Annotated in this window: 19 protein-coding genes and 1 tRNA gene; 9 read left to right on the top strand and 11 right to left on the bottom strand. The window is 68.0% G+C overall.

Annotation, left to right across the window (positions count from 1 at the left end):
- Positions 1–4: 4 nt before the first annotated feature.
- Entirely contained in the window at positions 5–1,066 is a 1,062-nt protein-coding gene (hrcA, locus tag IHE47_RS13225; RefSeq protein ID WP_192106535.1) for a heat-inducible transcriptional repressor HrcA, read from the bottom strand.
- A gap of 193 nt (positions 1,067–1,259) precedes the next feature.
- Between hrcA and recN the strand changes: the two genes are divergently transcribed.
- Complete coding sequence (recN, locus tag IHE47_RS13230) at positions 1,260–2,930, top strand: DNA repair protein RecN (protein ID WP_192106537.1); 1,671 nt, start codon at positions 1,260–1,262, stop codon at positions 2,928–2,930.
- A gap of 228 nt (positions 2,931–3,158) precedes the next feature.
- Here the strand turns inward: recN and IHE47_RS13235 are convergent, their stop codons facing one another.
- Positions 3,159–3,794 (bottom strand): response regulator transcription factor, encoded by a 636-nt coding sequence (locus IHE47_RS13235; RefSeq protein WP_192106539.1) that lies wholly within the window; start codon positions 3,792–3,794, stop codon positions 3,159–3,161.
- 69 nt (positions 3,795–3,863) lie between these two features.
- On the opposite strand from IHE47_RS13235, the gene IHE47_RS13240 reads away from it, so the two are divergent.
- Positions 3,864–5,465, top strand: a complete 1,602-nt coding sequence (locus tag IHE47_RS13240) for an MASE1 domain-containing protein (RefSeq protein ID WP_192107198.1) — start codon at positions 3,864–3,866, stop codon at positions 5,463–5,465.
- A 292-nt stretch (positions 5,466–5,757) separates the two neighbouring features.
- Here IHE47_RS13240 and fur read toward each other — a convergent pair whose 3' ends face one another.
- On the bottom strand, positions 5,758–6,183 hold the full coding sequence (gene fur, locus IHE47_RS13245) for a ferric iron uptake transcriptional regulator (RefSeq protein WP_192106540.1): 426 nt from the start codon (positions 6,181–6,183) through the stop codon (positions 5,758–5,760).
- A gap of 80 nt (positions 6,184–6,263) precedes the next feature.
- Between fur and bamE the strand changes: the two genes are divergently transcribed.
- Positions 6,264–6,734: an outer membrane protein assembly factor BamE gene (bamE, locus tag IHE47_RS13250; protein WP_192106542.1), complete on the top strand. Its 471-nt coding sequence runs from the start codon at positions 6,264–6,266 to the stop codon at positions 6,732–6,734.
- 19 nt (positions 6,735–6,753) lie between these two features.
- On the opposite strand, the gene IHE47_RS13255 is transcribed toward bamE, so the two are convergent.
- Both IHE47_RS13255 and IHE47_RS13260 read right to left on the bottom strand, forming a co-directional pair.
- Positions 6,754–7,038 carry an RnfH family protein gene (locus IHE47_RS13255; protein WP_192106544.1) on the bottom strand — a complete coding sequence of 95 codons (285 nt, stop codon included), beginning with the start codon at positions 7,036–7,038 and terminating at the stop codon, positions 6,754–6,756.
- Positions 7,031–7,459 (bottom strand): type II toxin-antitoxin system RatA family toxin, encoded by a 429-nt coding sequence (locus IHE47_RS13260; protein WP_192106545.1) that lies wholly within the window; start codon positions 7,457–7,459, stop codon positions 7,031–7,033. The genes IHE47_RS13255 and IHE47_RS13260 overlap by 8 nt, the downstream gene beginning before the upstream one ends.
- A 123-nt stretch (positions 7,460–7,582) precedes the next feature.
- Between IHE47_RS13260 and smpB the strand changes: the two genes are divergently transcribed.
- From smpB to IHE47_RS13280, 4 genes are all read left to right on the top strand, one after another.
- Positions 7,583–8,077 carry an SsrA-binding protein SmpB gene (gene smpB / locus IHE47_RS13265; RefSeq protein ID WP_192106547.1) on the top strand — a complete coding sequence of 165 codons (495 nt, stop codon included), beginning with the start codon at positions 7,583–7,585 and terminating at the stop codon, positions 8,075–8,077.
- Positions 8,078–8,195: 118 nt separating this feature from the next.
- Positions 8,196–8,618 carry a YciI family protein gene (locus tag IHE47_RS13270; protein ID WP_192106549.1) on the top strand — a complete coding sequence of 141 codons (423 nt, stop codon included), beginning with the start codon at positions 8,196–8,198 and terminating at the stop codon, positions 8,616–8,618.
- Positions 8,619–8,647: 29 nt separating this feature from the next.
- Positions 8,648–9,064, top strand: a complete 417-nt coding sequence (locus tag IHE47_RS13275; RefSeq protein ID WP_192106551.1) for a VOC family protein — start codon at positions 8,648–8,650, stop codon at positions 9,062–9,064.
- 41 nt (positions 9,065–9,105) lie between these two features.
- The gene (locus tag IHE47_RS13280; RefSeq protein ID WP_192106552.1) at positions 9,106–10,386 is read left to right on the top strand and encodes an RNA polymerase sigma factor; all 1,281 of its coding nucleotides are present in this window, start codon (positions 9,106–9,108) and stop codon (positions 10,384–10,386) included.
- Between the two features lie 56 nt (positions 10,387–10,442).
- Here IHE47_RS13280 and IHE47_RS13285 read toward each other — a convergent pair whose 3' ends face one another.
- Complete coding sequence (locus IHE47_RS13285) at positions 10,443–10,640, bottom strand: hypothetical protein (RefSeq protein WP_192106554.1); 198 nt, start codon at positions 10,638–10,640, stop codon at positions 10,443–10,445.
- A gap of 286 nt (positions 10,641–10,926) precedes the next feature.
- On the opposite strand from IHE47_RS13285, the gene IHE47_RS13290 reads away from it, so the two are divergent.
- Complete coding sequence (locus tag IHE47_RS13290) at positions 10,927–13,011, top strand: bifunctional diguanylate cyclase/phosphodiesterase (protein ID WP_225561926.1); 2,085 nt, start codon at positions 10,927–10,929, stop codon at positions 13,009–13,011.
- A 221-nt stretch (positions 13,012–13,232) separates the two neighbouring features.
- Here IHE47_RS13290 and IHE47_RS13295 read toward each other — a convergent pair.
- From IHE47_RS13295 to tpiA, 3 genes are all read right to left on the bottom strand, one after another.
- Positions 13,233–13,317, bottom strand: a tRNA-Leu gene (locus tag IHE47_RS13295).
- Between the two features lie 11 nt (positions 13,318–13,328).
- Positions 13,329–13,766, bottom strand: a complete 438-nt coding sequence (gene secG / locus IHE47_RS13300; RefSeq protein WP_192106563.1) for a preprotein translocase subunit SecG — start codon at positions 13,764–13,766, stop codon at positions 13,329–13,331.
- Positions 13,767–13,790: 24 nt separating this feature from the next.
- Positions 13,791–14,540, bottom strand: coding sequence for a triose-phosphate isomerase (tpiA, locus tag IHE47_RS13305; protein WP_192106565.1), 750 nt, complete (start codon positions 14,538–14,540; stop codon positions 13,791–13,793).
- A gap of 107 nt (positions 14,541–14,647) precedes the next feature.
- Between tpiA and IHE47_RS13310 the strand changes: the two genes are divergently transcribed.
- Positions 14,648–15,460, top strand: a complete 813-nt coding sequence (locus IHE47_RS13310) for an SDR family NAD(P)-dependent oxidoreductase (RefSeq protein WP_192106567.1) — start codon at positions 14,648–14,650, stop codon at positions 15,458–15,460.
- Positions 15,461–15,868: 408 nt separating this feature from the next.
- Here the strand turns inward: IHE47_RS13310 and IHE47_RS13315 are convergent, their stop codons facing one another.
- Both IHE47_RS13315 and glmM read right to left on the bottom strand, forming a co-directional pair.
- The gene (locus IHE47_RS13315; protein WP_192106569.1) at positions 15,869–16,804 is read right to left on the bottom strand and encodes an isopenicillin N synthase family oxygenase; all 936 of its coding nucleotides are present in this window, start codon (positions 16,802–16,804) and stop codon (positions 15,869–15,871) included.
- Positions 16,805–16,929: 125 nt separating this feature from the next.
- A complete protein-coding gene (glmM, locus tag IHE47_RS13320) occupies positions 16,930–18,276 on the bottom strand; it encodes a phosphoglucosamine mutase (RefSeq protein WP_192106571.1) in 1,347 nt (448 codons plus the stop codon).
- Positions 18,277–18,353: the final 77 nt, after the last annotated feature.

Here is an 18,353-nt window from a genome sequence, read left to right on the forward strand (position 1 = left end):
CCACTTATGAGGCCGTCGCGGCGCGATTCAAGGCATCGCTGAGCAGGCCGGCCGTGGCCTGTACCACCGGGATCACCCGCTCGTAGGCCATGCGGGTGGGACCGATCACGCCCACCGCACCCAGCACGCGCCCCTGGGCACCGTAGCTGGCGGTGACCACGCTGCAACCGTCCAGTGCGGCGAAACCCGACTCCTCGCCGATGAACAGCCGCACGCCGGGCGCCCGCGCGCACGACTCCATCAACTGCAACAGCCCATTCTTCTGCTGGAACGCCTCGAACAGCTCGCGCAGGCGCTGCAGGTCGGCCAGTTCGGCGCAGGCCATCAGGTTGGTCTGGCCGCTGACCAGCACCTCGTCGCCCTCGGCCTGCGGCGCGAACGAGGCCGTGGCCAGCTCGGTGGCGTTCGCCACCAGCCGGTTCAGCTCGCTGCCCGCGGCGCGCAGTTCGGCCAGCAGGTGGGCGCGGATGTCGTCCACGCGCAGGCCGACGAAATGGGCGTTGATGTAGTTCGCCGCATGCTCCAGCTCGCGGCCTTCCAGAGGCCTGGCCAGTTGCACCACGCGGTTCTGCACCTGGTTGTCGGAGAACACCAGGATCACCAGCACCCGGGCATCGGGCAGCGGCACGAAATCGATGTGGCGCAACGGGAAATCCGCCTGCCGCGGCACCGTCACCACGCCGGCGAAGCGGGTCATCGCCGACAGCAGGGCCGAGGCGTTGCCCAGCAGGTCGCGCGTGGTGGCCTGCCCCGGCGGCAGCTCGCGCTGCAGGCGGGCCATTTCCTCGTGCGGTAGCGGCTGCAGCTCGATCAGGCTGTCCACGAACAGGCGCAGGCCCCGCGGCGTGGGGATGCGCCCCGCCGAAGTATGCGGCGAGGCGACCAGGCCGGCCTCCTCGAGGTCGGCCATGATGTTGCGGATGGTCGCCGGACTGACGTCCAGCCCGGACGACCGCGACAACGTGCGCGAGCCTACCGGCTCGCCGTCGACCAGGTACTGCGCGATCAGGCTGCGCAGCAGGCGGCGGGTACGTGCATCGAGTTCGCGGGCGGGGTGACGGGACATGCGCTGTAGCAATCGGTGAGACGGGCAAGAGATAAGGTCTGCACGCCTGTCACGCAAGCGCCCCGGCATTGTAGCGACTGGCATGCAGCCTGCGCGGCGTAGGCGTTCGAGGCGAATGCGCCCCGGACGACTTCCGCCGCGCAGGCTCCTACTACAATCGCACTATTCCCATACGGACTGCCGCCAGCCCGCCATGCTCATCTCGCTCCATGTCCGCCAATTCGCCGTCGTCGAACAGGCCGAAGTCGACTTCGGCGCCGGTCTCACCGTGGTCAGCGGCGAAACCGGCGCCGGCAAGTCGCTGTTGGTGGATGCCTTGCTGCTGCTCGCCGGCGCGCGCGCCGACAGCGGCATGGTGCGCGCCGGCAGCGACCGCGCGGAGCTGTCCGCCGAATTCGACCTCGCCGCCCTGCCCGAGGCCCGCGCCTGGCTGGCGCGGGAAGAGCTGGACGACGGCGAAGCCTGCCAGTTGCGCCGGGTGATCCGCGCCGAGGGCAGCTCGCGCGCCTGGATCAACGGCCGGCCGGCCAACGCCGGCCAGCTTTCCGAACTCGCCACCCTGCTGGTGGAAATCCACGGCCAGCACGAACACCAGGCCCTGCTCTCCCGCACGCACCAGCTCGCCCTGCTCGACGCCTACGCCGGCCACGAGCCGCTGGCCGTCCAGGTGCGCGAACTGGCCACGCAATGGCGCGAACTGGGTGCGCGCATCCGCCGCCTCAGCGGTGGCGAGGACCGCGAACAGCGGCTGGGACTGCTGCGCCACGAACTCGCCGAGCTGGAGCAATGGACGCTGCCGCCCACCGGACTGGCCGAGCTCGAAGCCAGCCACAAGCGCCTCGCCAACGCCGGCCGGCTCGCCGAGGGCGCGGCCGGAGTGGTCGAACTGCTCGACGGCGACAGCGAATTCGCGTTGCGCCGCGCCCTGGGGCGCGCCCATGCCGAACTGGGCAAGCTGGCCGCGCTGGACGAAGCGCTGAACCCCGCGCTGGAACTGCTGGACAACGCCACGATCCAGCTGGGCGAAGCCGCCGACACGCTGGGCCGCTACGTGCAGGACGTCGATCTCGACCCCGAGCGCTTCGCCGAGGTCGATGCCCATCTCGCCCGCCTGTACGAACTCGGCCGCCGTCACCGCCTGCCCATTGCCGAATTGCACGACAAGGCCGCGGCGCTGGGCAACGAACTGGCCGAGCTGGAAGGCGCCGGCGAAGTGCTGGAGCAGCTCGCCGCCCAGCGCGAACGCAGCCGCGCCGACTACGCGCAGGCCGCGGACAAGCTGGGCAAATCGCGCCGCAAGGCCGCGGACAAGCTGGGCAAGGAAGTCAGCGCGCTGATGGCCGAGCTGGGCATGGCCGGTGGCGTGCTCGCGGTGGAACTGGAACCCGCCGAAGGTGCGGAGCCCGACCCGCAGGGCCACGAACGCTGCGAACTGCTGGTCAGCGCCAACCCGGGCCAGCCGCCGCGCGCGTTGCGCAAGGTGGCCTCCGGCGGCGAACTCGCGCGCATCAGCCTCGCCATCGAGGTCGCCACCCTGGGCAACGACAGCGTGGGCACCATGGTGTTCGACGAAGTGGACAGCGGCATCGGCGGCGCGGTGGCCGAGGTGGTGGGCCAGAAGCTGCGCGCGCTCGGCGGCCAGCGCCAGGTGCTGTGCGTCACCCACCTGCCCCAGGTGGCCGCGCAGGGCCATGCGCACCTGTTCGTCAGCAAACACAGCGATGGCGGCCACACCCGCACGCGAATCCGGCCGCTGGATGCCGAAGGCCGGCGCGACGAACTCGCGCGCATGCTGGGCGGCGTGGAGATCACCCGCGAAACCCGTGCCCACGCGAAGCAGATGCTGGAACGCGCGCAGGCCTGAGGGCAACAGCACCCGGCACGGGCTGCGGGAAACGCCGACAGGCTCCAAGAGCCTGCTCAAAGCCTTTCTCTGGCAGGCGCACCACTCTTAGAAATCCGTAAGGAGCGCACCCTGTGCGCGAATGCTTTTGGCGGAGCGTTCGAGAAACCTGAAGTGCATCGCGGCTGAAGCCGCTCCCGCTCCGAAACGATGAGGCCACGCAGGGGACGGGAAAGCCTTGAACAGGTCCTAGGCGCTGGGAGCCAGCAGTCCGCGCTCGCTGGCCATGCGGTACAACTCCAGTTCCGAACCGGCGTTGAGCTTGCCCATCACGCTGGCGCGGTGGATGTAGACGGTCTTCTGGCCGATGCCCAGTTCCGCCGCCACCTGCTTGGGCGTGCGGCCGCAGGCCAGCAGCAGGAACACCTCGTGTTCGCGGGCGGTCAGGCGATGCAGCGGATCGAGCGCGGACTCCGGCTGCTCGGCGCGGCGCTGGCGCAGGTCGGAACTCAGGAACTGCTCGCCCTGCATCACCGCGCGCAGGCCGGCCACCAGTTCCTCCGGCGCCACGCCCTTGGTCACGTAGCCGCTTGCGCCGCGGCGCAATGCCTCGGACACGTAGGGTTCGCCGTCATGCATGCTCAGCACCACGATGCGCGTGTCCGGCGACACGCTGCTCAGGTGCTCGATCAGGGGCAGGCCGCTGCCGTCGGGCAACGACAGGTCCAGCGCCACCAGGTCGGGCCGGTGCTGCGCCACCGCTTCCACGGCGTCGTCCGCGCAGCGGCACTCGCCCACCACCTTGAGATCGGGTTCCAGCCCGATCAGCCGCTTGAAGCCTTCGCGCACGATGGCGTGGTCGTCGACCAGGACAATGCTGTACATGAGGCCTACTGTATACGGAGCGGGGCCGGCCTGCGCCAGCACGGCCAAACGCCCATGTACCATCCGCGGATGCGCCTGAAACCGTTCCGCCCGCTGCATTCCGGCCCGCTGCTGGGAGCGGCCTACCTGCTGCTGTGGCTGTTGCTGTGGCCGACCGAGCAACCCTATTGGGCCCTGCCCTACGGCCTGCGCTTCGGCGCGCTGCTGTTGCTGCCCGTGCGCAGTTGGGGCTGGCTGCTGGGTGCCGAGCTGGTCGCCTCTGCCGGCATGGACATCCACGACGGGCTGCCGATGGGCTGGAGTGGCTATTTCCTGGGCGACGTGCCCGAGCCGTTGGTGACCGCGGCCAGCCTGTGGCTGCTGCGCCGGCTCAACCCGCATGCGGGCACGAGCCTGCACAACCCGCACGAGGCCGCCCGCCTGCTGCTGGCCGCGATGCTCGTGGTGCTCGCCACCACCGCGGTGGACATCGGCCTGCTCACGGTGATCCACACGGCCGCGGCCGAGGATGCGCTGATCCGCATGCTGGGCAACGAATTGCTAGGCGGCTACCTGGGCGTGCTGCTGATGGTGCCGGTGATGGTCCTGCTGCTGCGCGCGCCCCCCAACCGCCAGGCGCTGGCCGAACTGGCCCTGGATGGCCTGCAGGTGATGCTGCCGGCCATGGCCATCCTGCTGCTGCTTTCCGAGCAGGCCACGTCGCAACCGCAGTTCGCCCGCGCGTTGTCGCTGGCGCCGGTGCTGTTCTTCGCCTTCCGCCATGGCTGGCGGGGCGCCAGCCTGGCCATGACCGTCTCCAGTTTCGGCATGACGGCGCTGGACCAGCGACTCGGCCACGCGCCCTCGGCGGCCGGGTACCTGTTCCTGGCCGTGGCAGGCACCGGCACGCTGATGCTGGGCTCGGCGACCGACGCCCTGCGCCGCAGCAAGCGGCAAGTGGCCGAGCAGAACACCCACCTGGCCGCGGTCAACCGGCGGCTGGACCAACTGGCGCGGCAACTGCGCGCCGCCGCCCGCGGCAACCTGCAGGCAGAGGAAAACCAGCGCCGCCACATGGCCGCCGAGTTGCACGACGAGCTGGGCCAGAACATCACCGCGATCCAGACCCACGTGAAGCTGGCGCAGGCGCGCCTGCAACAGGCCGGGCTGGAGGACATCGGCACCTCGATCAACGGCATCCTCGCCCACATGCGCCGCGCCCTGCACCGCCTGCTGGACGACCTGCGCCCCGCCGTGCTGGACGAGTTCGGCCTGCTGCGCGCGCTGGACGAGGGTCCGATCCGCGACCTGCTGAAGGCCGCTGGCATCCACTACCTCACCGAGCTGCACGGCGACCCGCGTCTGCTCGACGACGACACTCGCACCACTATCTACCGGCTGGCCCAGGAAAGCGCCACCAATGCGGTCAAGCACGCCAGGGCCAGCGAGTTCCGCCTGCGCCTGCGCATCGGCGAGCGCCACGGCGCGATCCTCGCCCTGCTCGACCTGCGCGACAACGGCGTCGGATTGCCCGAGCGGCCGCCACGCGGCGGCCGTGGCCTGCAAGGCATGCGCGACCGCGTCACCTCGCTGGGGGGCATGTTTCAGTTGCGGCCCGCACCACGAGGCGTGCACTTGCGCGTATTGCTGCGTAGCAACAACGACTTACCCGTCACATTTCGAGCTATCTAGGAATTTTTCCGATACACAGGACGTGAAGGCTTCGTTAGCATCGTTCCATCGATGTGGGGGAGCCGCCATCGTGAGATGGCGTACCGGAGTCCTCGTGGGGACGGCGACTCCGGAGAGATGGCAGGACGCCGTCTGGTCGTTACCTTGGATGCAGGGCCTGGACGAGCAACTCGCCATGCCCAAGTCCAACCGGGTACGAGGCAATCGCGAGGTGGACAGGAGTCCTCCCTCGCGATTTTTTTATGCCTGCGGTTCGGGCTTGTGTCCCCGGGCCAGCCCCGGGGGCCCGTGATCAGCCCTTGCGCGAGGTACGGTTCTTGGGACGCACGTACAGCACCAGGCTGTGGTCCTCGATCACGTACCCGTGGCGCGCCGCGACCTCGCGCTGCAGGCGTTCGATCTCTTCGCTGACGAACTCGATCACCTTTCCGCTGTCCACATCGATCATGTGGTCGTGGTGCTTGCCGCGGTCGAGTTCGTAGACGGCCTGCCCGCCCTCGAAGTTGTGCTTGACGACGATGCCCGCTGCCTCGAACTGGGTCAGCACCCGGTACACCGTCGCCAGGCCGATGTCTTCCTGATGGGCGAGCAGCTTCTTGTAGACGTCCTCGGCAGTGAGGTGGTTGCCCTCCTCCTCGTCGAAGATCTGCAGGATGCGCATGCGCGGGTGGGTCACCTTGAGACCGACCCGACGAAGTTCCTGGGTTTCCTGTTCCATCATTTGCCACCTCACGCCGGCGCGGCGATGCCGAACCGGTAGTGTATCATCCGCCATTCCACGATCTGGACGCTTCACGCATGCAAAAGCTGATCACCCTGCCGGTTGTCGCGCTGTTGGCGCTTGCCGTTTCCGGCTGCCACCTGGTCTACACGCAGGACGTGCGCCAGGGCAACCTGCTCGACAAGACCATCGACCAGAAGGCGGTGGATCAGCTCAAGCCCGGCCTGACCAAGCGCCAGGTGATGCTCCTGGTCGGCACGCCGTCGGTCGCCTCCCCGTTCGACCAGAGCCGCTGGGACTATGTCTCCACCTACTCGCACCGCGGCGGCCCGATGCAGGTCAGCACCATGACCCTGTACTTCAACGACGACATCCTGGCGCGCGTCGAGGGCAGCCCCTACCTCGAGAACAACAAGAACCTGCTCAAGGAGAGCAAGAAGCTCAACGTCAACTACTCGGTCGACGACAACAAGGGCGACAAGGACACGAGCGGCAAGGACAGCAAGGATTCCGGCGGCGACTCCGACGACAGCAGCGGCAACAAGTAACCCCCTGCCGGCAGGCGGGTCAGCCCTGACCGGCCCTGCGCCGGCGCGAGGCCATCGGATCGAGGGCAAGCGGCCGGTAGATTTCCACCCGGTCGCCATCGCGCAGCACGTGGCCGGCCTCGATCCGGCGCGAGAAGATGCCCAGCCGCAGGGGAGCCAGCACCTCGGCGGGCAACGACGGCAGCAGGCCTGCAGCTTCCACCGCCTGCATCGCGGTGCTTCCGGCCGGCAACGAGACTCGGCAACACCAGGTCCGCTGCACACCGGCATGCAGCACTTCCACCGTGATGGCCGGCTCAGCCATGCAACTGGTCCGCGGCGCGGCAGAAGTCGTCGACCATGCGGTTGGCGAGGCCCTGGAAGCCCAGCTTGAGCACGCTGCCGCCGATGCCCGCGTAATCGAAATCCAGCGTCAAGGCCACCTTGCAGCCATCGTCGCCCAGCGCCGTGAAACCCCAGTGGCCGTCCAGCGAGCGGAACGGTCCCTCGACCAGGCGGATGTCGATGCGGTGCGGCCGCTCGGCGGTGTTGCGCGTGGTGAAGCTGTGCCGCAGGCCGGCGAAATGCAGGTCCAGCCGGGCCACCAGCACGTTGCCGTCGCGCTCGATCACGCTGGACGACGAGCACCATGGGAAGCGCTTTGGGTATGCTTCCACGCCATCGACCAGATCGAACATCTGCTCCGGCGAATGGCGCACCAGCGCGCTGCGGCGTATTTCGATCACGATCGGTCCCTGGTTTGTGCATTCGTCCTTGAATGCAAAAGTCAAACGGGCATCCATCCATGGATGCACTCTCAATAAAAGCGTTGCTCCGCTGGAGCTCGCGTGCAGTGAAGTTTAGCGGACATGGCCAAGAGCAAGGACAAGGACACCACCAAGGGCACGGGGACCATCGCGCTCAACAAGCGTGCGCGCTTCGAGTACCACATCGACCAACGCTACGAGGCGGGTATTGCCCTGCAGGGCTGGGAGCTGAAGGCGCTGCGCGCGGGGCGGATCAACTTCGGCGACGGCTACGCCATCGTGATCAAGGGCGAGATCTTCCTGGTCGGCGCCTCGATCCCGCCGCTGATCAGCGCCTCCACCCATGTCATCGCCGAGGACCGACGCACGCGCAAGCTGCTCCTGCACCGCAAGGAGATCGACCAGCTGATCGGCGCGGTGGAGCGCAAGGGCTACACGCTGGTGCCCACCGCGATGTACTGGAAGAACGGCAAGGTGAAGGTGGAAGTCGGACTGGCCCGCGGCAAGCAGGAGCACGACAAGCGCGACACCGAGAAGCAGCGCGACTGGCAGATCGAGAAGCAGCGCACCATGCGCTCGCACAACCGGGCTTCCTGATCCCGTCCCTGCCCGGCTTGCGGACCTCGAAAAAATCCTTGAGCCCCGTGTCGATCCCCGGCGGCGCTGTTCGTCGTACCTGTGAAAGCGGAACCATCCCACCACAGGAGACAAACCGATGCGCTGCCTAGTGATCGTGAAAGCGACCAGCGACACCGAGGCCGGCGTGATGCCGGGCACCGAGCGGCTCGCCGCGATGGGCCGATTCAACGAAGAATTGGTGAAGGCCGGCGTGATGCTGGCCGGCGAAGGCCTGCACCCCAGCTCGCGTGGCGCCCGCGTGCGCTTCGACGGTGCGCAACGCAGCGTGATCGACGGCCCGTTCACCGAATCCAAGGAGCTGATCGCCGGCTTCTGGCTATGGCAGGTGAAATCGATGGCCGAAGCCATCGAGTGGTTGAAACGCGCCCCGTTCGACGCCGGTGCCGAAGTCGAGATTCGCCCGGTGTTCGAGGCCGAGGACTTCGGCGACAAGTTTACCGATGCGTTGCGCGAGCAGGAAACGAACCTGCGCGCGCAGATCGGCAACCGCCAGCAATAAACCCCGCCCGACTTTTAAGGAGTACCGCCATGCAATTCGTCGCCTACCTCAACTACGACGGCAATGCCGAAGCCGCCTTCGACTTTTACGCCCGCTGCTTCGGCGGCAAGGTCACCATGCGCGCACGCTATGGCGACGCACCGCCCGACATGCCCATGCCGGCGGAAATGCACGACAAGATGATGCACGTGCGGCTGGAAGTGGGCGACCAGGTGCTGATGGCCTCGGACGCGATGGCACCGCAATGCCCCTACACGCCGATCAAGGGTTGCTCGGTGTCGGTCCAGCTCGACTCGCCGGAACAGGCCGAGCGCATCTTCCACGCGCTGGCCGAAGGCGGCACGGTGCAGATGCCGATCCAGCAGACGTTCTGGGCCGCGCGCTTCGGCTCGCTGGTGGACCGCTACGGCGTGCCGTGGATGATCAACTGCCCGCCCGCCGCATGACGCCTTGCCGCCGCGGGGCGATGATGGTCTGATCGGTCGCCATGACGGCGACCGACATCCACCGCAGCATCGAGGCCATCTGGCGCATCGAGTCGGCGCGCATCATCGCCGGGCTCACCCGCATGCTGCGCGACGTGGGCCTGGCCGAGGAACTGGCGCAGGACGCCCTGGTGACCGCACTGGAGCAATGGCCGCAGGCCGGCGTGCCGGACAACCCCGGCGCCTGGCTGATGACCACCGCGAAGCACCGCGCGATCGACCGCCTGCGCCGCCATCAGTTGATGGAGCGCAAGCACGAGGAAATCGCCCGCGAACTGGAGGCCGAACAGGCCGATGCCATGCCGCGCTTCGATGACATGCTCGACGACGACATCGGCGACGACCTGCTGCGGCTGATCTTCACCGCCTGCCACCCCGCGCTGCCCGCCGAATCGCGCGTGGCGCTCACCCTGCGCCTGCTCGGCGGCCTCAGTACCGTCGAGATCGCCCGCGCCTTCCTGCAGCCGGAACCCACCATCGCCCAGCGCATCGTGCGCGCCAAGCGCACGCTGGCCGAGAAGCAGGTGCCGTTCGAGGTACCGCGCGGCGAGGAACTGGCCGAACGCCTGGATGCCGTGCTCGGCGTGATCTACCTGGTCTTCAACGAGGGCTACACCGCCACCGCGGGCGACGACTGGATGCGACCCGCGCTGTGCGAGGAGGCCCTGCGGCTGGGCCGCATCCTCGCCGGCCTGATGCCGCAGCAGCCTTCCGTGTTCGGCCTGCTCGCGCTGATGGAGCTGCAGGCCTCGCGCACGCATGCGCGCAGCGAAGCCGATGGCACGCCGATCCGGCTGCTGGAACAGAACCGCGCGCGCTGGGACCGCTTGCTGATCCAGCGCGGCCTCGCCGCACTGGATCGCGCGCAACGGCTGGGCGGCGACGAGGAGCCGTACACCTTGCAGGCCGCCATCGCCGCCTGCCATGCCCGCGCCAACAGCGCGGAGCAGACCGACTGGAACCGTATCGCCGCCCTGTACGCCACGCTGGCCGCCGTCGCGCCGTCGCCCGTGGTGGAACTCAATCGCGCCGTGGCCGTGGCGATGGCCAGCGGGCCAGTCGCGGGCCTTGCTCTCGTCGATGCGCTGCGCGACGTGCCGGCCTTGGCGAACTATCACCTGCTGCCGGCGGTGCGCGGCGATCTGCTGCAGAAGCTCGACCGCCACGACGAGGCCCACGCGGAGTTCGAGCGTGCCGCGACGCTCACCCGCAACACGCGCGAGCGCGAACTGTTGCTGGCGCGCGCCAAGGACTGCCTGCAGCACACGACGTCCGGCCGGTGACGCGCAAACGGAAGAGGGCCGCCCGGTGGGCGGCCCTCCGTCAACACGGGTGAAACTCAGGACTGGCTGTCGTCAGCCGGCGCCGCCTCGTCTTCCTTCTTGCCGACCATTTCCTCCAATGCGCCGGCGCCCTTGAACCCGGCGACGGCCGCGAGGCCCTTGGTCAGCAAGCCCGCATTCGGATCGAGCTTCTCGGCGCCTTCGACTGCAGCCACGGCTCCGGCAACTTCACCCAAGGTATCGAGGATTCCCATGACGCTCTCCGCTTCGGAATGGAGCGGCCAGCATGCAGCCGGCTGCTTTACCGGCGAATGAATCCGGACGCAAGATCCCTCGCCGTGAATTTGCGAAACCCGTCGACGGGCAGCCATGCTTCGCGGCAGGCCCGTCGCGCGTGGCGCCAGGGCCTTGCACGGTCAAGATCCGGGTGCGCCAGCCGATAGAATGGCCGATACCTGAACTTTGCAAAGCCGCACCAAGATCCAGCCACCTTCGTGCGTGCGGCATGCAAGGCCCAAGGCCACGAGAGTCCATTGAATGCTGGCCAGTTCGTATAACCCGCTGCTCGTCGTGTGTTCCCTGCTCGTGGCGATCTTCGCCTCCTACACGGCACTGCACATGGCCGGCCGCATCACCACGGCGCGGGACTCCGACGCTCGCCGGTGGCTGCTGGCCGGCGCCGGCGCGATGGGGCTGGGCATCTGGTCGATGCATTTCATCGGCATGCTGGCCTTCAGCCTGCCGATTCCGCTTGGCTACGACCCGGCGATCACCCTGCTGTCGCTGCTGATCGCTATTGCCTCCTCCGCATTCGCCCTATGGCTGGTCTGCCGGCAGACGCTGCCCTGGATGCACCTGGTGGGCGGCGCCCTGCTGATGGGGCCGGCCATTGCCGGCATGCACTACACCGGCATGGCCGCGATGCGCATGACCCCCGGCATCCAGTACGACGCGTGGCTGTTCGCCCTGTCGGTGGCGATCGCCATCGTGGCGTCGGGCGCGGCGCTGTGGATCGCCTTCCAGTTGCGCAAGAACACCTTGCGCGTGCGGCGCAAGCAGCTCGGCGCGGCCGTCGTCATGGGCCTCGCCATCGTCGGCATGCACTACACCGGCATGAGCGCAGCGCAGTTCCCGCTGGGCAGCATCTGCGGGGCGGCCCACCAAGGCGTGAACACGGACTGGCTGGCCGTCGTCGTCATCGTCGTCACGCTGGCAGTGCTGGCGATGACGCTAACCGTCTCCGTGCTCGACTTCCGAATGAGATCGCGCACGGCAGTGCTGGTCGGCTCGCTCGCCGAAGCGAACGAAGAGCTTTCCTACCTCGCCCTGCACGACAGCCAGACCAAGCTGCCGAACCGCGTGCTGCTGCACGACCGCCTCGAGCGCGAGATCCAGGCCGCCAATCGCGACAAGGGCCGTTTCGCGCTGATGTTCCTGGATCTCGATGGCTTCAAGGCCGTCAACGATGTATTCGGGCACCGCGCCGGCGACTTGCTGCTGGTCGAGATCGCGCAGCGCATACGCGCCAACGTGGGCGATGAAGATACCGTCGCCCGCATCGGCGGCGACGAATTCGTGCTGCTGGCCCGTATCGGCGAGCCGGCGGACGCCGCCCGCACCGCCGAGACGCTGATGAAGGTGATCGGCGAGCCGATCTTCGTCGCCAAGCACGAACTGCATGTGACTTGCAGCATCGGCATCGCCCTCTACCCCGGCAGCGGCGCCACGCAGCAGGAACTGATGACCAATGCCGACGCGGCGATGTACCACGCGAAAGCCTCGGGGCGGAAAGGCTACGTCTTCTTCGAAGCCTCGATGAACTCCGACGCGCACGAACAGATGCAGATCGCGCGTGAACTGCGCATGGCCCAGGCGCGCGGCGAACTGGCGCTGTATTACCAGCCGAAGTTCGATGCACCGAACGGTCCCGTCATCGGCGCCGAGGCGTTGCTGCGCTGGTCGCACCCCACGCTGGGAATGATTCCGCCCAGCCATTTCATCCCCATCGCGGAGAAGTCGGGCCAGATCGTGCCGATCGGCGAATGGGTGCTCGACGAAGCGTGCCGGCAGATGCGCGCGTGGCACGACGCCGGACACCCGGAATGGACGATCGCGGTGAACCTCTCGGCGGTGCAGTTCGGCCATGACGGGCTCATCGAGATGGTGCGCGACACCCTGGAGCGCCATGCGCTCGCACCGCGCTTCCTGACGCTGGAGATCACCGAATCCACCGCGATGTCCGATGTCGAAGCCAGCCTTGCGACGCTGCGGCAGCTGAAGGACATGGGTGTGAACATCTCCATCGACGACTTCGGCACCGGCTACTCCAGCCTGCTCTACCTGAAGCGCCTGCCGGCCACCGAACTGAAGATCGACAAGGGCTTCGTGCGCGACCTCGCCGCCGGCACCGAGGACGCTGCCATCGTGTCGGCCATCGTGGCGCTGGGCCAGACGCTCAACCTCAAGATCGTCGCCGAAGGCGTCGAGACCGCCGCGCAGAAGGCGTTCCTCACCCGCATCGGCTGCGACAGCCTGCAAGGCTTCATGCTGGGCCAGCCGATGCCCGCGAAGGACTTCATCGAGGCCGTGGCGCAGGATCCGGCTTCCACCGAAGCGCGGGAGTAGACGGACAAGCTGCTGACCCGCTCTTTTCGTCTCCGCTCCTGCAGATCCAGTCTCCTTCGCACTCAGGAGGGACTCCAGGCAGGACAACCCAGAAGCGGAAGCATCACTGGTTCGAGTCTCCTCTTGGGACTCGAACCCGGGACAAAGAAAAACCGCGCCATGGGCGCGGTTTGAAATTGGACAGGGTCCCGGACGATCTCGAACAGTCCGGAATCCAGTGATGGTGCCCAAGAGGGGACTCGAACCCCTACGCCTTTCAGCGCTACCACCTCAAGGTAGTGCGTCTACCAATTCCGCCACCTGGGCAGGTGTCTTGCTTACTGCTTCTTCTGCGGCGCCGGCGCGGCCGGCACTTCGCCTTGTTGCTTGCTCGCGGCCGGGGCCACGGGTACCGCGGTGTTGTTCGCGGCAACGGGCACTTCCGGGTTCACCGGAGTGGCCGCGGCCGCAGCCTGCTTGGCCGGGGCCGGCGTGCTCATGCCGGCCATCACGCCGAGGTCGGCGCCGCTGTTCTGCGCGGCGCCATGGCTGTGCAGGTACACGCCCATGCCGAGGCTCAACGCGAAGAACAACGTGGCGAGCACGGCAGTGGCGCGGGTCAGGAAGTTGGCCGAGCCGCGCGCACCGAACACCGTGGCCGAGGCACCGCCGCCGAAACCGGAGCCGGCGCTGGCGCCCTCGCCGTTCTGCAGCAGGATCAGCACGGTCATGGCCGCGGCGACCAGAATGTAAAACACGCTGAAAATGACGAACATGAGTGCAATCGAGCCCGTGGCGACTTAGTGCGCCGCTGCGCAGATTCCAAGGAAGTCGGAAGCGGTCAGCGAGGCTCCACCGATCAGCCCCCCATCCACGTCCGACTGCGCGAACAACTCGGCGGCGTTGGCCGCCTTGACGCTGCCGCCGTAAAGCAGCCGAGTCAGACGGGCAATCATAGCATCTTCCTTTTGCAATTGGCTACGGATGAACGCATGCACATGCTGTGCCTGATCGGGCGTGGCGGTGCGGCCGGTGCCGATGGCCCACACCGGCTCGTAGGAGATCACGGCGGTATCGAACACCGCGACGCCGCAGGCGGCAAGCACGGCCTGCAGCTGGCGTGCGACCACGGCCTCGGTTTCGCCGGCTTCGCGCTGCGCCAGCGTTTCGCCCACGCAAAGGATGGGCGTGAGGCCTGCGGCACGCGCGGCGGCGAACTTGCGCGCCACCAGCGCATCGCTTTCGCCGTGGTACTGGCGGCGCTCGGAATGCCCCACGATCACCCATTGCGCTCCGCAGTCGGCCAGCATCGCGGCGGAGACCTCGCCGGTGTAGGCGCCCTGCCCCTCGTGTGCGCTGAGATCCTGCGCGCCCACGCCGATGCCGGCCCCGGCACAGGCCGCGGCCACGTCACCCAGGTAGGGAAACGGCGGGCAGATCACCACGTCGATGCCGCTCGTGCCGGCAACGGCGATCTCGCCGCAAAGGGTACTGGCCATCGAACGGCTACCGTGCATCTTCCAGTTGGCGGCGACGAGCTTCTTGCGCATGTTCGGTGTGTTTCCGTTCGGATAAAACCGAGATTTTACGGGACGATACAGGACTGGTATTGCTGCGGCGCAACGTCCAAGATGCCACGACCCGCCAGGAGTAGCGCATGACACCCGCCCGCCCGCTCAGCCTCGTCACCGGCGCATCCGCCGGCATCGGCGCCGCCTTCGCCCGCGCTCTCGCGGCGCGCGGGCACGACCTGGCACTGACCGCACGGCGCGTCGACCGGCTCGAATCGCTGGCCGACGAGCTGCGCCAGCGGCATGCCTGCAAGGTGACCGTGCTGATGGCCGACCTGGCCGATCCCGCCGCGCCGGCCGCCCTGTGCGACGAACTCGCGCGGCGCGGGCTCGCGGTGGACTGGCTGGTCAACAACGCCGGCTACGGCGTGCCCGGCAGTTTCGCGGCGAACGACTGGCGTACGCATGCGGACTTCCTGCAGGTGCTGCTGACCGCCCCCGTCGAACTGGCGTGGCGGCTGCTGCCCGGCATGCGCGAACGCGGCCATGGCTGCATCGTCAACGTGGCGTCGCTGGCAGGGCATGTACCAGGCACCGCGGGACACACGCTGTACGCGCCGGCCAAGGCATTCCTGATCAAGTTCTCGCAAGGGCTCGCACTCGAGAACCACGGGCGCGGCGTACATGTGTGCGCGCTGTGCCCTGGCTTCACGTACTCGGAATTCCACGACGTCACCGGCACGCGCACGCTGATGAACAAGCTGCCCGGCTTCATGTGGCAGAGCGCCGACGAGGTGGTGGCCGAAGGCATCGCCGCCGTGGAGCGCGGCGATGCCGTGCACGTCACGGGCCGCGTGAACCGCTTCATCAAGGGCGTGTTCAAGCTGATGCCGGACCGTCTGGCCATGCAACTGTCGGCCAGGCAGGCCAGGCGGTATCGGGCACAGGATGCGGATTGAGGGTTGAGGGCTATTGACCACATCTAGGTGTTCCGCCTTGCGGTCCCCGCTCAAGCCGACGTCGGCTGCATCCGCGAGCTCACCTGCCTGGATGAACGGTAATGCGGGGAGGTAGATGCGGACCTGGGCCCAGCCGGACAGGGTTAGCGCGGACAGCAGCAATTCCGCGACCACGCGGTGCAGCTGAAATTTCATGGCCACTCCCTTGAGCTTTCGCACGCCCGCAGAATGGTCGGAAGACTACCGAACCCACGGGGCAGCCAGCGACCCGATTCGGGAAACCCAGGGGGCACCTGCCTGACGAAGACAGGGCCGCATGCCATCGCCCGCCGCCGGTTTGCGGGCGGGCCGACGCATGGCTCGGCAGGGCCGGCGGCGCGCTCTGCATGCGCCCGCTAGCGCTTCCGGTCAGATCAGCTTGATCTCGCGCAGCCGCTGCTGCAGGTATTCGTGCGAGGTGATGCTGGTGTCGTAGCGCCTCGGGTTGTCCGGCGTCACGCATTGCGGCAACGGGTCGAGTACCACGTCGGGGTTGGGGTGCAGGAAGTACGGCACCGAGTAGCGCGGCTTGCGCGCGTTGGCGTTCTGCGGGTTCACCACGCGGTGCGTGGTGGACGGGTACACGTGGTTGCTCAGGCGCTGCAGCATGTCGCCGATGTTCACCACGATGGCGTCGCCCTCGGTGGTGATCGGCAGCCACTCGCCCTCGCGGGTGAGCACTTCCAGGCCTTCGGCGCTGGCGCCGACCAGCAGGGTGATGAAGTTGATGTCCTCGTGCGCGCCGGCGCGCACGTTGGGCACGTGCTCGTCGGTGATCGGCGGGTAGTGGATCGGCCGCAGGATGGAATTGCCCTGGCCGGTCTTGTCCCCGAAGTAATGCTCGGGCAAGCCGATGTGCAGGGCCAGTGCGCGCAGCACGCGGGTGCCCAGCTGGTCCAGCGCCTCGAACAGGCCGTAGCCGTAGCGGTGGAATTCCGGCACCTCGGCGGGCCACAGGTTGGGCGCCATCACGTCGGCGAACTTCGAGTCGCGCGGGATCTCGCGCCCGACGTGCCAGAACTCCTTGAGGTCGGGATGCTTGCTGTCCTTCGCCGTTTCCACCTTGAACGGGGTGTAGCCGCGCGCACCGCCGCTGCCCGGCACGTGGTACTTCATCTTGGTTTCGGTGGGCAGCGCGAAGAAGCGCCGGAAGGCGTCGTAGGCGCCGTCGACCAGCTCGCGCGCGATGCCGTGGCCGCTGATGCAGCAGAAGCCGAATTCGCGGTAGGCCGCGCCAAGCTCGGCGACGAAGGCCGCGCGGTCGCTGTCGTAGCGGCGGATGTCGAGGGTGGGAACGTTCTTCATGGTCGTGTCCAGTCAGTGAGTCGGGGCTGCGGTCGATTTGTGATACGCCACCGCAGGGACGTTCACGTCGGGCCATTCCTTGGCGACCGGTTCCTCTCACCTGTGGCCGGCACGAGCCGGCTGGTTCACGAGCGTTCTGCGGACGATTTTACGACGTCGGCGAGGCTTTGCGCCAACCGCCGCACCTCGGCCTCGTCGGCACCTTCCACGGTGACGCGCACCAGCGGCTCGGTGCCGGAAGCGCGCAGCACCACGCGGCCGCGGCCTTGCAGGGTGCGTTCCGTACCGGCCAGCGCCTGCCGCACTTCGTCGCTGGCCAGCGCTTCGCGCGCGCCATCGGCACGCACGTTGATCATCACCTGCGGCAACTTGTGCAGGCCCTGGCGCGCCACGGCGAAATCCTCGCCCGCCAGCGCCTCGAGCACGGCCAGCGCGGAGACGATGCCGTCGCCGGTGGTGGCGCGATCCAGGCACAGCACGTGGCCGGAGGTCTCGCCGCCCAGCACGCCGCCGTGTTCCTTGAGCTGCTGCAGCACGTAGCGGTCGCCCACCTTGGCGCGCACCAGCGGCACGCCCAGCCGGTCCAGCGCGAGCTGCAAGCCGTAGTTGCTCATCAGCGTGCCGACCACCGGGCCCTGCAACTGGCCGCGCGCATGCCATGCGCGGGCGATCACGTAGAGCAGGTCGTCGCCGTCGGCCAGCGCGCCGTGGCGGTCCACCATCTGCACGCGGTCGCCGTCGCCGTCGAAGGCGATGCCGAGGTCCGCCCCCAGCTCCTGCACCGCGCGCTGCAGGGCCTGCGGATGGGTGGAACCCACGTCGCGGTTGATGTTGAAGCCGTCCGGCTTGTCGCCGAAGGCGGTCACTTCGGCGCCCAGCTCGGCGAACACCTTGGGGGCGACCTGGTAGGTGGCGCCGTTCGCGCAGTCCAGCACGACCTTCAGGCCGGCGAGGCTGAAATCCTCGGCCACCGTGCTCTTGCAGAACTCGGCGTAGCGGGTCACCGCGTCGTCGATGCGGCGCGCCTTGCCCAGTTTCTCGGACGGCACGGTGACGAAGGGTGCGTCGATCTCCGCCTCGATGGCGGCTTCCATTGCGTCGCTGAGTTTTTCGCCGCGCGCGGAAAAGAACTTGATGCCGTTGTCGTAGTGCGGGTTGTGCGAGGCGCTGATGACGATGCCGGCGTCGGCGCGCAGCGAATGGGTGAGGTAGGCCACGGCCGGCGTCGGCATCGGCCCCAGCATGCGCACGTCCACGCCGGCGGAAACCAGGCCCGCCTCCAGGGCGGCCTCGAACATGTAGCCGGAGACGCGGGTGTCCTTGCCGATCAGCACGGTGTGCCGCGTGCCGCCCCGCCGATCGAGCACCGCGCCCAGCGCGCGGCCGAGGCGCAGCATGAATTCGGCGTTGATCGGCCATTCGCCCACCCGGCCGCGAATGCCATCGGTGCCGAAATACTTGCGTTGACTCATGGTTGCTTTCCCGAAAAGTTTCCCTGTCCCGCGACGGCGCCTCGTGCGCCGCCATCCTGTTGCCGCCCCCTGCGGGA

It is taken from the genome of Rhodanobacter sp. DHB23 (assembly GCF_014842975.1).
Taxonomy (GTDB): Bacteria; Pseudomonadota; Gammaproteobacteria; order Xanthomonadales; family Rhodanobacteraceae; genus Rhodanobacter_A.

Excerpts from the sequence above, each read along its gene's own strand:
- hrcA (WP_192106535.1), bottom strand. The coding sequence starts at position 1,066 with ATGTCCCGTCACCCCGCCCGCGAACTCGATGCACGTACCCGCCGCCTG.
- recN (WP_192106537.1), top strand. The coding sequence starts at position 1,260 with ATGCTCATCTCGCTCCATGTCCGCCAATTCGCCGTCGTCGAACAGGCC.
- IHE47_RS13235 (WP_192106539.1), bottom strand. The coding sequence starts at position 3,794 with ATGTACAGCATTGTCCTGGTCGACGACCACGCCATCGTGCGCGAAGGC.
- IHE47_RS13240 (WP_192107198.1), top strand. The coding sequence starts at position 3,864 with ATGCGCCTGAAACCGTTCCGCCCGCTGCATTCCGGCCCGCTGCTGGGA.
- fur (WP_192106540.1), bottom strand. The coding sequence starts at position 6,183 with ATGGAACAGGAAACCCAGGAACTTCGTCGGGTCGGTCTCAAGGTGACC.
- bamE (WP_192106542.1), top strand. The coding sequence starts at position 6,264 with ATGCAAAAGCTGATCACCCTGCCGGTTGTCGCGCTGTTGGCGCTTGCC.
- IHE47_RS13255 (WP_192106544.1), bottom strand. The coding sequence starts at position 7,038 with ATGGCTGAGCCGGCCATCACGGTGGAAGTGCTGCATGCCGGTGTGCAG.
- smpB (WP_192106547.1), top strand. The coding sequence starts at position 7,583 with ATGGCCAAGAGCAAGGACAAGGACACCACCAAGGGCACGGGGACCATC.
- IHE47_RS13270 (WP_192106549.1), top strand. The coding sequence starts at position 8,196 with ATGCGCTGCCTAGTGATCGTGAAAGCGACCAGCGACACCGAGGCCGGC.
- IHE47_RS13275 (WP_192106551.1), top strand. The coding sequence starts at position 8,648 with ATGCAATTCGTCGCCTACCTCAACTACGACGGCAATGCCGAAGCCGCC.
- IHE47_RS13280 (WP_192106552.1), top strand. The coding sequence starts at position 9,106 with ATGACGGCGACCGACATCCACCGCAGCATCGAGGCCATCTGGCGCATC.
- IHE47_RS13285 (WP_192106554.1), bottom strand. The coding sequence starts at position 10,640 with ATGGGAATCCTCGATACCTTGGGTGAAGTTGCCGGAGCCGTGGCTGCA.
- secG (WP_192106563.1), bottom strand. The coding sequence starts at position 13,766 with ATGTTCGTCATTTTCAGCGTGTTTTACATTCTGGTCGCCGCGGCCATG.
- tpiA (WP_192106565.1), bottom strand. The coding sequence starts at position 14,540 with ATGCGCAAGAAGCTCGTCGCCGCCAACTGGAAGATGCACGGTAGCCGT.
- IHE47_RS13310 (WP_192106567.1), top strand. The coding sequence starts at position 14,648 with ATGACACCCGCCCGCCCGCTCAGCCTCGTCACCGGCGCATCCGCCGGC.
- IHE47_RS13315 (WP_192106569.1), bottom strand. The coding sequence starts at position 16,804 with ATGAAGAACGTTCCCACCCTCGACATCCGCCGCTACGACAGCGACCGC.
- glmM (WP_192106571.1), bottom strand. The coding sequence starts at position 18,276 with ATGAGTCAACGCAAGTATTTCGGCACCGATGGCATTCGCGGCCGGGTG.